This is a genomic window from Mycobacterium basiliense (assembly GCF_900292015.1).
Taxonomy (GTDB): domain Bacteria; phylum Actinomycetota; class Actinomycetes; order Mycobacteriales; family Mycobacteriaceae; genus Mycobacterium; species Mycobacterium basiliense.
This window is the reverse complement of record NZ_LR130759.1, coordinates 2,916,255-2,929,014: the sequence shown is the minus strand read 5'-3', so window position 1 is coordinate 2,929,014 and position 12,760 is coordinate 2,916,255. Positions and strand designations below refer to the sequence as shown.

The window sequence follows — 12,760 nt, the reverse complement described above, 5'->3', positions numbered from 1 at the left end:
GGAAGCAAAACCGCCAGAATTGCGCACGGCGTTCGGCTTTACTGCTGACACCGCTCCGGTCCCACGGCGGCCGCGGCCGCAATGGTAAAAACGCTGGTGACACCCCTAGGCGCGGGTGACGCGGCGGAAATCACGCGTCAACAGCGACAAAATCCAGCTCACAATCGACAACAAGATTGCGGCCCAGATCGCGGTCCACCAGAAGTGGTCGATCTGCAATCCCCATCTGGTGGTGTCCTCGGTGATCCGGGCGGTGATCCACAGCATGAACGCGTTGATGACGACGTGAATCAGGCCGAGCGTCAGGATGTACAGCGGGATCGACAGAAATTGCACAATGGGCTTGATGACCGCATTCACCACGCCGAAGATCACCGCTACCACGAAGATGATGCCGATCTTCTGCCACATGGTGTCGCCGCCGACAAAGCGAATGCCTGAAACGCACTGAGTGACGACCCACAACGCAAACCCGGTCAACGCGGCGCGCACCAAAAAAGGTCCCATGCGCAGATCTTGCCATTAATTCAGCGCGTAGAAGCGCTGGGCGTTCAATCCGCCGATCTTTTCCCGCGATTCGTCGCTGATGTCAGATCGGGTGCGCAAGTGCTTGGTGCTATCCGGCCACTCGCCGTCCCAGTGCGGGTAGTCGCTGGCGAACATGATGAGGTCGTCGCCGAGCATGTTGATCGCACCCGGCAGGATCGGCTCGTAGGGCTCACAGGTCACCCAGATATTTCCGGCCTGCAGGTATCGCGGCGCCAGCCGCCCTCGATCCAATCGCCGCGCTTCTCGGGTCCTTCGATCGTCAGCCCGGGCCGACTGTCTGCAGTGATTTTCACGTGTTCTGGCCAGCGCCGAACGGCTTCGATGGCCAGCGTAGGGTTGTCCGCGACGTGTCCATCGGCATCGATGATCCGCATGTAGGCCGAACCTACTCCCGCGCACGCCATGTACCCCAGGTGTGTGCCGCCGCACCCGGTGCGCCACGATGCACACGTGAAGACTCCTTGGCTCAACGCTGACCAGCGGAATTCGTTTATCGCGGCGTTTTTGGGCTGGACGATGGACGCGTTCGACTACTTCATCGTGGTGCTGGTCTATGCCGACATCGCCAAAACCTTCCACCACAGTAAGACCGAAGTTGCGTTCGTGACCACGGCCACGCTGGCCATGCGTCCGGTGGGCGCCCTGATCTTCGGGATGTGGGCCGATCGGGTCGGCCGACGGATTCCGCTGATGGTCGACGTCGTGTTGTACTCGGTCGTCGGTTTCTTGTGTGCGTTCGCGCCCAATTTCACCGTATTGGTCATCCTGCGACTCCTCTATGGCATCGGTATGGGCGGCGAATGGGGGTTGGGCGCGGCGCTGGCGATGGAGAAGGTTCCGGTCGGACGCCGCGGATTCTTCTCGGGTCTCTTACAAGAGGGCTACTCGTTCGGCTATCTGCTAGCCACCGTCGCAAGCCTGGTGGTGATGAACTGGCTTGGCCTGTCCTGGCGCTGGTTGTTCGGGCTGTCCATCATCCCGGCACTGATCAGCCTGATCATCCGGTACCGGGTGAAGGAATCCGAGGTGTGGGAATCCGCGCAAGACCGGATGCGCGTCACCAAGACCCGCATCCGTGACGTACTGCGCAGTGCGACGATCATCCGGCGATTCGTCTATCTGGTGCTGCTGATGACCGCTTTCAACTGGATGAGCCACGGCACCCAGGACGTGTATCCGAGCTTTTTGACCGCGACCAACGACCACGGCGCCGGGTTGTCCAGTACCACCGCCAGGTGGATCGTGGTGGTCTACAACGTCGGTGCCATCATCGGTGGGCTGATCTTCGGCACGCTGTCCCAGCGTTTCAGCCGCCGCTACACCATTGCGTTTTGCGCCGTGTTGGGGCTGCCGATCGTGCCATTGTTTGCCTACTCGCGGACTGCCGCAATGCTGTGTGTCGGTTCGTTTCTGATGCAACTGTGTGTGCAGGGCGCGTGGGGGGTGATCCCTGCCCATCTGACCGAGATGTCACCGGACATTATTCGGGGCTTCTATCCCGGCGTGACTTATCAGTTGGGCAACCTGCTGGCGGCGATGAACCTGCCCATTCAGGAGTACCTGGCTGAGACGCACGGCTATCCGTTCGCGCTGGCGGTCACCGTTGTTCCGGTATTGAGCGTGGTCGCGCTGCTGGCGCTGGCGGGCAAGGATGCTACCGGAGTCCGTTTCGGAACGTCCGAAAGTGCTTTTCTCCCAACGAAAGTGAGATGATCTCGAATGTGCAGCCGCGGTGTTGGAGACGATTCCCTTGCTGCGTAATGCTTGGCTCGCGTTGAGGGCCATCGGCGTTCGCCGGTTGAGCGCTCAGCAAATTGTTCCGTCGTTGCCGCCGGTACCCCCGGCGCCGCCGGTATTGGCGAGGGAACTGTCGCCACCGTCGCCGCCGGTGGCCACACCCGTCCCATTGTGAGTGCCGGTTCCGCCGATCCCGGGTGCTGTCACCAGCAGCGGTTGCGTTGAAGGGGAGGCCACCACCACCGTTCCCGCCGGTGACCGCGCTTTGTCAATTTTCCTCGGCCGTCGAATGACCGTGCTTGGTGCGGGTTTGTAAAGGCATCGATTGTGCTGGTACGCGTCGATTTGTTGCCCCTGCATTATTGTGCCCGAGCTATCGTCCGTTGAAAATGTCGGTGGCGGCTAGGTCACCAGAGTCCGCTACGGGCGTCGCTCGCTGCTCAACGTACGGCGCAGCAGGTGCATCGCCACCGTCGTTGAGCGTTCGCGGATATCCGACCGATTCCCGGGGAGCCGGAGGGTGCGAATGGCCGTGCGGCCATCGTCAATCAGCACCGCAAAGCAGACCGTTCCCACCGGCTTTTCCGGTGTTCCCCCGCCGGGGCCGGCGACCCCGGTGATCGCGACGGCGGTGTCGGCGCCGAAGCGTTGCAGTGCGCCGATGGCCATCGCGTTCGCTACCGGTTCGGAGACCGCCCCGTGCGCCTGGATCAGCGCCGGGTCGACGCCGAGCACTGCCGCTTTGGCCTCATTGGAATAACTCACCACACCGCCCATCACGTAGGCCGATGAGCCTGCCCGGTCGGTGAGCCGTGCCGCCAACAAACCCGCGGTGCACGATTCCGCGGTCGCTATCCTGCGGCCGGTAAGCAACTCGGCAACCTGATCGTCTACCTGCGAGCCGTCTTCGGAGTAAATCTGTTCGCCGTGCCTGTCGCGCAGTACCTCCGTGAGTCGGGCGTATACGTCCGTGGCGTCGGGCTCATAGCGGGTGACCATCTCGATTTCGCCGCGCCGCAGGCAGGTGGTGATCTCCAGGGCGTCAAAGCCGTCGATGGCGCCTTCGGCACCGCGTAGGGTGTCGGCCAACGCGGACTCGGGCAGCCCGAACATGCGCACGGTCTGCTGCTGGTAGATCGTTCGGCCAGCGATCGCCTCTTGCGCCGCAGGTGTCTGAATTGCTTTGCGCCACATGGGCTGAAGTTCGCGCGGCGGCCCGGGAAGCACCATCACCGCCGGCTTTCCCGGTACCACCACTCCCGGCGCGGTGCCCACCGGATCGAGCACCTGCGCACCGGCGGGAATCATCGCTTGCTTGCGGTTGGCGACCCGTATCGAGTCGAAGTTGCCCGGATCAAAGCCGGGGTTGCGCGCCATCAGGGACTTCAAGATATTGGCGATTCTGTTTTCCAGTTCAACATCCAGCAGCAGCTCCCGCCCGCAGAATCGGGCCACCACCTCGACGGTCATGTCATCGGCCGTCGGGCCCAGACCGCCGCTGGTGATGATCAGGTCCACACCCTGGGCCGCCAGGAAACGCAGTTGCGCCTCGATGTCGGCGGGGCGGTCTCCGCAAATGGTGATGTGTCCCAGCTCGATGCCCAGCTCAAGCAGCCGGTCGGCGAGCCACGGACCGTTGCGGTCTTGGACCCGCCCGCTCAAGACCTCGGTTCCGGTGACTACGATGCCCGCGCGTGCGCTCACGGCATGAGCCTACGCATCGGTGGTCCGGGGGCTGTCGCGCAGGCGTCTCGAATCAGCGCACTTGATGCGGTCCGCGCGGGATTTGGCTACCAACGCCGGTGGCGCTACCACAAGATGGCCTGGCCGCCCACGGTCGCGCCCGTCATCGGCCACCGCTGGTGGCCCTGGCGATCCGTGACGATCGGCGCCATGATCTGCTCGATAACGTTGGCGGCCAGAACCTTTCGGAAAGCTGGCGGCGATCGGGAGCTATTAGGCTCCGGTGCCTGAACCGCCCGGTTGTCCGGGCTGTCCCGGTTGTCCCGGTTGTCCGGGTGTTCCTCCGGGGCCGGGCTCTCCGCCGGCACCACCCTCGCCGCCCTGTCCCGGTTGACCGCCGAAGCCGGGCGCCCCACCTGGGCCGCCGTCGCCGCCTCGGCCGCCGGCTCCGCCTCGGCCGCCGTCGCCGCCTCGGCCGCCGGCACCACCTCGACCGCCCGCACCGCCTCGACCTCCTGCGCCGCCGGCGCCGCCCGGGCCGCCAGCTGCGTCGTCGATGGGAGCATCCCCGGTCATGCGGTTCGCCCCGGTGTCAGAGCTGGGCAACGCTTCATCAGTCTTCCTTCCTTCGGCTCGTGTCAAGTTACCGCGATGCGGCGCGCATGCTGATCGGAACTGCCTAGCCCCTGCCGCAGCGTGGAGTTGTCGCTCGTCGCTGCCCGGCCGTCGCCTAGGCGACGAGACCGGCGATCCGCACACGTGGGCGAGGCCCTTCTCCGCGTTCGCCGCCGCGTCGGCACGGTCGGCTCGTCCTGGCTAGGCCGGATCGTGCCGGCAGACTGGCTACAGTACTTGTCCGTCCTGGCCCGGTGAATCGTCGGTGCCGCCCGGGCCGGGGTCATCCCCATCGCCGCCCTGGCCGACGGTGGCAGTACCCGTCGCTGCGGCGACGTTACCGCCGTTGCCGGCGCTGCCAAGGGCACCAAAGCGTTGCCGCCATCGCCGCCGTCGCCACCGGAGCCGCCGTTGCCGCGATCACCGCTGCCCGATCGAGCTGTAGCCAGCGCCACCGTCACCGCCGTTACCGCCACTGGTCGCCGGAGCCCCTTCGGCGCCGTGTTTCACCAATTTTTTTCTACAACGGATCTTGCACCACCACCAGGGCCATGGTTTGACAAAACCGGTCCAAGCGGTGCTGAAAGAATGTGCGCATGATCGACTTAGAGGTGCGCCAGGCTGACGTGACCAAGCTCGAACTCGACGCGATCACCAACGCTGCCAATACACAGCTTCGCCATGCCGGTGGTGTGGCTGCGGCGATCGCTCGTGCCGGCGGGCCCGAGGTACAGCGCGAATCGAATGAGAAGGCGCCGATCGGGCTCGGCGAAGCGGTCGAGACCACGGCCGGCGAGATGCCGGCGCGCTACGTGATTCACGCGGCGACGGTGGAGCTCGGTGGCCCAACCTCCGCGGAAATCATCTCGATGGCCACCGCGGCTACCTTGCGTAAGGCCGATGAACTCGGTTGCCGGTCGTTGGCCCTGGTGGCGTTCGGCACCGGCGTCGGCGGCTTCCCGCTGCAGCACGCGGCACGGCTGATGGTCGGCGCCGTTCGACAGTATCGGCCGAATTCCCTTGAGCGGGTGGTGTTCGCGGTCCACGGCGAGGCCGCCGAGCAAGCGTTCCTGGCTGCGGTCCAGGGGTAACGGATTTAACAGTCGGTTGCCGGCTCGGACAGGTAACGCTCGACGGTCTCTACCTTTTGCGTCATCGCATCGGCGGCTCCGTGCCGCCAGTCGACCTTGATCACGGTACTGACGCGCGGTGCACGCGCAGCCACGGCTTGCACCGCGCGCCGCACGACTGCCATGACTTCGTCCCAGGTATCGCCCTCGATCACGGTGAACATCGAATCCGTCTTGTTGGGCAACCCGGATTCACGGACAACCCGAACCGCGTCGGCGACAATCTCGCCGACGCCCTCCCCCACACCCATGGGCGTGACGGAAAAGGCGACAAGCACCGACATACCGATGAGCGTACCCAGACCACCGACGTGGCGTTCCAGACTGGCCTGGCAGCATCGAGGGCCATGCGGGTTCTGGTGCAGCGGGTTTCATCGGCTTCGGTGTCGGTAGAGAATCGGGTGGTCGGTGCCGTCCGGCCGGATCGGCAGGGCCTGCTCGCCTTCGTCGGTGTCACCCACCACGACGATGTCGGCAAGGCTCAGCGGCTGGCCGAAAAGCTCTGGAACTTGCGTATTCTCACCGACGAGAAATCCGCGTCCGACGTCAACGCGCCGATCTTGGTGGTTAGCCAGTTCACCCTGTACGCCGACACCGCAAAGGGTCGGCGGCCCTCCTGGAACGCGGCCGCGCCGGCCGCGGTGGCCGAGCCATTGGTTGGGAAGTTCGCCGAGGCGTTGCGAGCATTGGGTGCCCGGGTAGAGGCCGGGGTTTTCGGGGCGCACATGCAGGTCGAACTAGTCAACGATGGTCCGGTGACCGTCATGCTGGAGCTATGAGGACAGAGGAGAACCGATGACAACACCGGAATATGGGTCGCTTCGTTCCGACGACGATCAGTGGGACATCATCAGCGGCGTGGGCTACACCGCCCTGTTGGTGGCGGGCTGGCGAGCGCTGCACGCGGCGAGCCCGGAACCGCTGGTTCGCGACGAGTATGCCAAACATTTCATCTCGGCTTCGGCGGACCCGTATTTAACCGGCCTGCTCGTCAACCCCGGAACCTCCGAGGGCGAGACCGCTTTCCCGCGGCTCTACGGTGTCCAGACTCGGTATTTTGACGATTTCTTCGGTTCGGCCGGCGACGCTGGAATCCGGCAAGCCGTCATTGTCGCCGCCGGCCTGGACTCTCGCGCTTACCGGCTCGACTGGCCAGCTGAAACGACGGTTTTCGAGATCGACTTACCGAAAGTCTTGGAATTCAAGGCACGGGTACTGGCCGAGCAGGGCGTGCAGCCCACGGCCCGCCGAGTTGAGGTGGCAGCCGATTTGCGCGCCGACTGGCCCGCCGCCTTGCTGGCCGCCGGGTTTGATCCACAAAGGTCCAGCGCCTGGTCGTTGGAGGGATTGCTGCCGTATTTGACGGGCGAGACCCAAGAAGCCCTGTTCACCCGCATCAGCGAGCTGTGTGCACCGGGCAGCCGGGTTGCCGCGGGTGCTTTGGGATCGCGCTTGGACCACGCGCAGCTAGAGGCTCTGGAATCGACCCACCCAGGGGTCAACATGTCCGGTCACGTGAACTTCTCCACGCTCACCTACGACGACACGACCGATCCGGCAACGTGGCTGGCGGCCCACGGCTGGACCGTCGAACCCGTGCGTAGCACGCTTGACTTACAGGCCGGTTATGGAATGACGCCGCTGGATGTAGATATTCGGATCGATAGTTTCATGCATTCCGAATACATAGCGGCCGCCCGCTAGGGCGTGAGCAAGATCTTCACATCGTCGCCTGACCGCGAGGCCGCAGTCGCATAGCCATTGGCCGCTTGATCCAACGGCAGTGTTGTGGTGAAGATGCCGTCCACGTTGAGTCGGCCGGCCCGCAGCAGCGGGATCAATTCGGGCCAGGTGCGCTGTACCGGCGCGGTGGTCATACGCAGCGTGATGCTGCGAATCAGACAGCTGAGTGCGGGCAGCGGAAACGGCTGCAGATCATGTACGCCAACAACCGAGACGGTGCCGCCGGGCCGCACCGAATTGAGCGCGTCGGTCAGCGACGCATCCGTGGCCACGGCGTCGATCACCGCGTCGGTGCCGCGGCCACCGGTGGCGCCGAGGATGGCCTCGGCGGCAGGGCACCTGATCGGGGTGCCACCCCAGGCGGCGGCACGCTGTAAGCGACCCTCGACGCGATCTACTGCGAAAACCGTTGCTGCGCCATGCATAAACGCGCTGCGGAGCGCGCATAGGCCGACCGCCCCCAGGCCGATCACCGCCACCGAACCGCCGAATGGAATATCGGCCCGCTGCGCGGCGGCCCACCCGGTGGCCAGATTGTCGGTGAGCAGCAGTGCCTGCTCGGTGGTGATGCCGTCGGGAATCTTGAGCACTTGAAAATCGGCGGTCGGTACGGCCAGCAGGTCGGCCTGTGCGCCGCCAAGCGCACCGGAGCCAAAGATCCGCAGACCGGAGAAACACTGGACCGGATCACGGGTTGCACACCCGGGGCAGGCGCCGCATCCGGCGACTGAGGACACCATGACCCGATCGCCGACCTTGACGGTGCGTACCACGGGCCCAGCCTCGACGACCGTGCCGACCGCTTCATGCCCCAGGGCCACCGGGTCGGCGAGCGGATAATCGCCGTCGTAGAAATGAAGGTCCGAGCCGCAGATGCCGGCGGCCTGCACGGCGACGATCACGCCGTCGGGACCGGGTAACGTCGGATCCGGACGGGTGTCGACGCGGACATGGCCTGACCCATTGATGACTACCGCGCGCATATCGGCGTGCTCACTTCCTTTTCCGAAGGACGAATTCGGACCAATCGGGTTCGCGCACCGCGGTCCAATACTGGTCGAGGCGCCACGGACTGACAGTGTGAATCTCTCCGTCGGCGTTTTTGAAGTAGGAGTGTTTGACCGCAGGGTGTGACCACACCATCTTCTTGATCTCGGCTTGAGTGCGTTGATGCCACTGTCTGGCCGCACCCACGGTTGGCTCCAGAGAATGCAAGCCAGTTCTTGCCAAGTGCGCCAAACACAGGCTGATGTAGCGCATTTGGAGTTCGGAATTGAAGATCAGGCTGCCGCCGTGAGCCAGATGAGCACCGGGACCGTAGATGAGGAAGAAATTGGGAAAACCCGGGACCGTGATGCCCAGATGGGCGTAAGGACGTGTGCCCCACGTCGCATGCAGGTCGACACCGCTGCGGCCAACGACTTTCAACGGCCACAACACCTGTGTGTGTCGAAATCCGGTGGCGTAGACGATGACATCGACGTCGTGTGCCGCGCCGTCTGAGGTGACCACACCGTGGGGTGCGATCCGCTCGATCGGCGTGCGCACCAGCTCGACGTTGTCGCGCTGCAGGGTTTGTAGCCAGCTGCCGTTGTCTTGCAGCGTCCTTTTCCCGGTGGCGGGATAGTCGGGCATCACCTTGGCCAACAGATCGTCGTCTTCGCCGACCTGGCTGCTGATCCATTGAGCGAACATCATTCGGGCGGCAGCGTTGATGTCGCTGACGGCGTGATCCTGATCGGCGTAGCTGGGGTCAATCCGCGCCGCATCGAGACCCTTGTCGGCGCCGGGCCACATGACCAGGAACCGGTACCACCGTCCGTAGAAAGGAAGATGGCGCATCGCCCAGTGCACACCCTCACCGACGCGCTCGTGGTACATGGCGTTGGGGAACATCCACTGCGCGGTTCGCTGGAACACGGTGAGGTGCTTGACATCCTGGGCAATCGCGGGCGCGATCTGGAACCCGCTGGCTCCGGCTCCGATCAGGGCGACCCGCTTGCCGGTGAGTTCGACGGAGTGGTCCCACGCCGCGGAGTGAAACGCGGGGCCCGCAAACGTATCTGCCCCGTCGAACTCGGGGATGTTCGGCCGGTTTAGCTGGCCGACCGCGGTAATGATGGCGCGCGCCGGCACGGCGCTCGTCTGGCCATCGGCCGATCGCAGTGAGATATTCCATACGCCGTCGTCGTCGTTCCACTCGGCAGCGACGACTTCGGTGTTCCATCGGACGTGGTCGGCCAGCTCGTGCTTGGCCATCACCCGAGTGAAGTAATCCTGCAGCTCGGGTTGCTCGGCGAAGAAGTGATTCCAGTCGTTGTTGGGTTCGAAGCTGTAGCAATAGAAGTGGTTTGCCACATCGACACGCGCACCGGGATAGGTATTCTCCCACCATGTTCCGCCGGGACCGGCGTTCTTCTCCACGATGGTGAAAGGGATGTTGGCTTGTTTGAGGCGGATTCCGGCCAGGATGCCGGATTCTCCGCAGCCGACGACCAGGACGGGGAGCTGGGCCGCATACCGGGTTGGCACCGGCGCGGTGCGCCGGGGGTCGAGTCCGCCGAGGTCCAATTCCTCCAAGACCAAAGGTAGGTAGTCGTTGGGTACATGCTCACAGGCTGCCCAGTCCAGCATTTCTCTGATGAGTTCTTGCCTCAGCGGTTCGGGTTCGGGGCATCCCCGGTCTCGATACTCGGTGATCACGGTGAGGGCTGCGGCGCGCGCTCGGGCCTTGTCTTCCTCAGACATGAAGCCCTGGACCTCGTTGAGGAAGATGCCCAGCTGTTTGAACTCGCGGATGAAGCGGGGATCGCCAGTAATGTGGACGAGCGACAGCAGCAGGGTCGGGATGCTGACGTCCTCGAGCGCGGCCGCGATATCGGGTGTGGACGTGCTGAACGGCAGGCCGGCGTAGGGGCTGCGCATCGAGCCGTTCCTTTCGGTGAACTCTAATTACGATACTAACCGTTTCGTAATTAGCCAGCACCACGCTACCGTCGGCGGGCGCCCGCGGCAAGGGTCGCACATGTCGGCCGGCGGGAGCCCGAGTCACGCTGGCGGATCAACGTACGGGCGCGCCACCTACGGCCGCCGGCGACGCGGCTGTCGGCGGCGGGCAATGCTCTGGCTCGGCAATTGGCTCCCGCGTAGCCTTCAGCTGGGATGCCAACAGATCGAACGATGTCCCGGCTCCGGTCGAGGTGCGGGTGGCGCCGGGCGGTGCCGGCATACGTGGAATTGGGTGAGCGTTGTAGTGACGATTCTTACCGCCTGCAGCGGCTTCCTGCTCGCCGTCCTCTGGATGGATCTGATTTTCGACTCTCAGATAGTGCGCCAACGACGTTCGGGCGCGTCCCTGCCGGAGCCGGTGTTGGCATCCATCGCAAGCTACTACCACCGCGCGACCACCACGTCGCGGCCGATGAGCCAGTTGATTGCTGTGGTGATGCTGATGTTATTAGGCGCCTGGGGGCTGCGCGCGGTTCAGGGGCAGGATCCGAGTTGGCTCCTGGCGATGTCGGTTGTGCTGGCTGGGGGTCCGATCGCCCTGGCGCTCACACATACGGTGCCCAACGCGATTCGCCTTGGCAAGCGATTGGATAGTCCGGCGGTGCAGACCCGCCTTGCGCGATCCATCCTGCGGGATCATGTGCTCTGCTTCGGGTGCATGCTGACATTCGTCGCGCTATGGGTCATGCACGACATGCCGTAGCCAATCTGGCTATGGTTGCCCATGCTCAGCGCCGGTTCGGACGCCAAAATCGAGGCAAAGCCTGGGCGCCTGGTCGCACCGCCGCACCGGGTACTAAACTAGAACACGTTCCATTTTAACTGGCGTCCCGGGGAGCAGGCATGCACACCGCCATTTGCGACGAGCTTGGTATTGAGTTTCCGATCTTTGCCTTCACGCATTGCCGCGATGTGGTCGTGGCGGTGAGTAAGGCCGGAGGGTTCGGTGTCCTAGGTGCGGTTGGGTTCACCCCCGAGCAGTTGGAAATCGAGCTCAACTGGATCGACGAGCACATCGGCGATCACCCCTACGGCGTCGACATCGTCATCCCGAACAAATACGAGGGTATGGACGCACACCTATCGGCCGAGGAACTGGCCAAGACCTTGCGGTCTATGGTGCCCAAGGAGCATCTGGACTTTGCCCGCAAGATCCTGGCCGACCACGGCGTCCCGGTTGAGGATGCCGACGAGGACAGCCTGCAGCTGTTGGGGTGGACCGAGGCGACTGCCACCCCGCAGGTCGAGGTCGCCCTAAAGCACCCGAAGGTGGCGATGATCGCCAATGCGCTGGGAACCCCACCGGCGGAGATGATCACGCACATCCACGACGCCGGCCGCAAGGTGGCCGCATTATGCGGCTCTCCGTCGCAGGCCCGCAAGCACGCAAACGCCGGCATCGACATCATCATCGCCCAAGGTGGCGAGGCCGGCGGGCATTGCGGCGAGGTGGGCTCGATCGTGTTGTGGCCGCAGGTGGTCAAGGAGGTGGCACCGGTCCCGGTCCTTGCCGCGGGTGGCATCGGCAGCGGCCAGCAAATCGCTGCGGCACTCGCGCTGGGTGCTCAGGGGGCCTGGACCGGCTCACAGTGGCTGATGGTCGAGGAGGCTCAGAACACCCCGGTCCAACAAGCGGCCTATGCGAAGGCGACCAGTCGTGACACCGTCCGGAGCCGTTCGTTCACTGGCAAGCCGGCCCGGATGCTGCGCAACGACTGGACGGAGGCTTGGGAGCAGCCCGACAACCCGAAGCCGCTGGGCATGCCGCTGCAGTACATGGTCTCCGGGATGGCAGTGCGGGCTACCAACAAGTACCCGAACGAGACGGTCGACGTCGCGTTCAATCCGATCGGGCAGGTTGTCGGGCAATTCACCAAGGTGGAGAAGACGGCGGCAGTCATCGAGCGCTGGGTCCAGGAGTACCTGGAATCAACCACCAGGCTGGACGAGCTCAACGCCGCTGCCGTCTGACGACGCCCGCGGACGTCGCGGACGCGGGCTCGCTCGGCCTAGTCCAGTTCTTCGTCGGTGCCCGTGAAGACCTCTTTGACTCTGTCCACGGCGTGGGTGGCGATGTCGATGGAACTCTGCACGATGCCGCTGGTACCGCCGGCGATGTCGCCACGGATGATGTCGCTGGCGTTTTCGACGATGTCGGATGCCTTCTCGACAGCGTTGGTCGCAATGTCCCTGGCCGCGTCGACTGCATCTTTGGGATTGATGGCCATCGAAGGCTCCTATTCGTTGTCGGATGCTTGATACGACTGTAGACCTGGCGAATTCACCATGTGCAG

15 protein-coding genes are annotated in these 12,760 nt (G+C 64.2%); 6 read left to right on the top strand and 9 right to left on the bottom strand.

Annotated features, from left to right (window positions below; genetic code table 11):
* Nucleotides 1–105 precede the first annotated feature (105 nt).
* Nucleotides 106–507, bottom strand: coding sequence for a phage holin family protein (locus MB901379_RS12500; protein WP_158016984.1), 402 nt, complete (start codon nt 505–507; stop codon nt 106–108).
* Between the two features lie 15 nt (nt 508–522).
* Complete coding sequence (locus MB901379_RS24590; protein ID WP_232021822.1) at nt 523–948, bottom strand: amidohydrolase family protein; 426 nt, start codon at nt 946–948, stop codon at nt 523–525.
* A 3-nt stretch (nt 949–951) separates the two neighbouring features.
* On the opposite strand from MB901379_RS24590, the gene MB901379_RS12490 reads away from it, so the two are divergent.
* Nucleotides 952–2,262 (top strand): MFS transporter, encoded by a 1,311-nt coding sequence (locus tag MB901379_RS12490; RefSeq protein WP_158016983.1) that lies wholly within the window; start codon nt 952–954, stop codon nt 2,260–2,262.
* A gap of 93 nt (nt 2,263–2,355) precedes the next feature.
* Here the strand turns inward: MB901379_RS12490 and MB901379_RS12485 are convergent, their stop codons facing one another.
* The 3 genes from MB901379_RS12485 to MB901379_RS12475 form a co-directional block, all read right to left on the bottom strand.
* Nucleotides 2,356–2,523 carry a hypothetical protein gene (locus MB901379_RS12485; RefSeq protein WP_232021821.1) on the bottom strand — a complete coding sequence of 56 codons (168 nt, stop codon included), beginning with the start codon at nt 2,521–2,523 and terminating at the stop codon, nt 2,356–2,358.
* Between the two features lie 183 nt (nt 2,524–2,706).
* Entirely contained in the window at nt 2,707–3,990 is a 1,284-nt protein-coding gene (locus tag MB901379_RS12480) for a competence/damage-inducible protein A (RefSeq protein ID WP_158016981.1), read from the bottom strand.
* A gap of 104 nt (nt 3,991–4,094) precedes the next feature.
* Nucleotides 4,095–4,535: a hypothetical protein gene (locus tag MB901379_RS12475; protein WP_158016980.1), complete on the bottom strand. Its 441-nt coding sequence runs from the start codon at nt 4,533–4,535 to the stop codon at nt 4,095–4,097.
* Nucleotides 4,536–5,180: 645 nt separating this feature from the next.
* Between MB901379_RS12475 and MB901379_RS12470 the strand changes: the two genes are divergently transcribed.
* Nucleotides 5,181–5,675, top strand: coding sequence for a macro domain-containing protein (locus MB901379_RS12470; protein ID WP_158016979.1), 495 nt, complete (start codon nt 5,181–5,183; stop codon nt 5,673–5,675).
* Nucleotides 5,676–5,680: 5 nt separating this feature from the next.
* Here the strand turns inward: MB901379_RS12470 and MB901379_RS12465 are convergent, their stop codons facing one another.
* A complete protein-coding gene (locus MB901379_RS12465; protein WP_158016978.1) occupies nt 5,681–5,998 on the bottom strand; it encodes an MTH1187 family thiamine-binding protein in 318 nt (105 codons plus the stop codon).
* A 63-nt stretch (nt 5,999–6,061) separates the two neighbouring features.
* On the opposite strand from MB901379_RS12465, the gene dtd reads away from it, so the two are divergent.
* Together dtd and MB901379_RS12455 are read left to right on the top strand one after the other, a co-directional pair.
* Nucleotides 6,062–6,493: a D-aminoacyl-tRNA deacylase gene (dtd, locus tag MB901379_RS12460; RefSeq protein WP_158016977.1), complete on the top strand. Its 432-nt coding sequence runs from the start codon at nt 6,062–6,064 to the stop codon at nt 6,491–6,493.
* A gap of 16 nt (nt 6,494–6,509) precedes the next feature.
* Nucleotides 6,510–7,418 carry a class I SAM-dependent methyltransferase gene (locus MB901379_RS12455; protein WP_158016976.1) on the top strand — a complete coding sequence of 303 codons (909 nt, stop codon included), beginning with the start codon at nt 6,510–6,512 and terminating at the stop codon, nt 7,416–7,418.
* Here the strand turns inward: MB901379_RS12455 and MB901379_RS12450 are convergent.
* Nucleotides 7,415–8,440, bottom strand: a complete 1,026-nt coding sequence (locus tag MB901379_RS12450) for an alcohol dehydrogenase catalytic domain-containing protein (RefSeq protein ID WP_158016975.1) — start codon at nt 8,438–8,440, stop codon at nt 7,415–7,417. The two genes, MB901379_RS12455 and MB901379_RS12450, sit on opposite strands and share 4 nt — an antisense overlap.
* Before the next feature lie 10 nt (nt 8,441–8,450).
* Nucleotides 8,451–10,382 carry a flavin-containing monooxygenase gene (locus MB901379_RS12445; RefSeq protein ID WP_158016974.1) on the bottom strand — a complete coding sequence of 644 codons (1,932 nt, stop codon included), beginning with the start codon at nt 10,380–10,382 and terminating at the stop codon, nt 8,451–8,453.
* Nucleotides 10,383–10,758: 376 nt separating this feature from the next.
* Here MB901379_RS12445 and MB901379_RS12440 point away from each other — a divergent pair, with 376 nt between their 5' ends.
* Nucleotides 10,759–11,169 (top strand): hypothetical protein, encoded by a 411-nt coding sequence (locus MB901379_RS12440; RefSeq protein WP_158019132.1) that lies wholly within the window; start codon nt 10,759–10,761, stop codon nt 11,167–11,169.
* Nucleotides 11,170–11,309: 140 nt separating this feature from the next.
* Nucleotides 11,310–12,437 carry a nitronate monooxygenase gene (locus MB901379_RS12435; RefSeq protein ID WP_158016973.1) on the top strand — a complete coding sequence of 376 codons (1,128 nt, stop codon included), beginning with the start codon at nt 11,310–11,312 and terminating at the stop codon, nt 12,435–12,437.
* 38 nt (nt 12,438–12,475) lie between these two features.
* Here MB901379_RS12435 and MB901379_RS12430 read toward each other — a convergent pair whose 3' ends face one another.
* Nucleotides 12,476–12,694 (bottom strand): Rv1893 family protein, encoded by a 219-nt coding sequence (locus MB901379_RS12430; protein WP_158016972.1) that lies wholly within the window; start codon nt 12,692–12,694, stop codon nt 12,476–12,478.
* Between the last annotated feature and the right edge of the window lie 66 nt (nt 12,695–12,760).

What these genes read in the sequence shown, in the direction of transcription:
- MB901379_RS12470 (WP_158016979.1), top strand. Translation starts at nt 5,181, where the DNA reads ATGATCGACTTAGAGGTGCGCCAGGCTGACGTGACCAAGCTCGAACTC.
- MB901379_RS12465 (WP_158016978.1), bottom strand. Translation starts at nt 5,998, where the DNA reads ATGTCGGTGCTTGTCGCCTTTTCCGTCACGCCCATGGGTGTGGGGGAG.
- MB901379_RS12455 (WP_158016976.1), top strand. Translation starts at nt 6,510, where the DNA reads ATGACAACACCGGAATATGGGTCGCTTCGTTCCGACGACGATCAGTGG.
- MB901379_RS12435 (WP_158016973.1), top strand. Translation starts at nt 11,310, where the DNA reads ATGCACACCGCCATTTGCGACGAGCTTGGTATTGAGTTTCCGATCTTT.
- MB901379_RS12430 (WP_158016972.1), bottom strand. Translation starts at nt 12,694, where the DNA reads ATGGCCATCAATCCCAAAGATGCAGTCGACGCGGCCAGGGACATTGCG.
- MB901379_RS12490 (WP_158016983.1), top strand. Translation starts at nt 952, where the DNA reads ATGTACCCCAGGTGTGTGCCGCCGCACCCGGTGCGCCACGATGCACAC.
- dtd (WP_158016977.1), top strand. Translation starts at nt 6,062, where the DNA reads ATGCGGGTTCTGGTGCAGCGGGTTTCATCGGCTTCGGTGTCGGTAGAG.
- MB901379_RS12500 (WP_158016984.1), bottom strand. Translation starts at nt 507, where the DNA reads ATGGGACCTTTTTTGGTGCGCGCCGCGTTGACCGGGTTTGCGTTGTGG.
- MB901379_RS12440 (WP_158019132.1), top strand. Translation starts at nt 10,759, where the DNA reads ATGGATCTGATTTTCGACTCTCAGATAGTGCGCCAACGACGTTCGGGC.
- MB901379_RS12475 (WP_158016980.1), bottom strand. Translation starts at nt 4,535, where the DNA reads ATGCTCCCATCGACGACGCAGCTGGCGGCCCGGGCGGCGCCGGCGGCG.
- MB901379_RS12445 (WP_158016974.1), bottom strand. Translation starts at nt 10,382, where the DNA reads ATGCGCAGCCCCTACGCCGGCCTGCCGTTCAGCACGTCCACACCCGAT.
- MB901379_RS12450 (WP_158016975.1), bottom strand. Translation starts at nt 8,440, where the DNA reads ATGCGCGCGGTAGTCATCAATGGGTCAGGCCATGTCCGCGTCGACACC.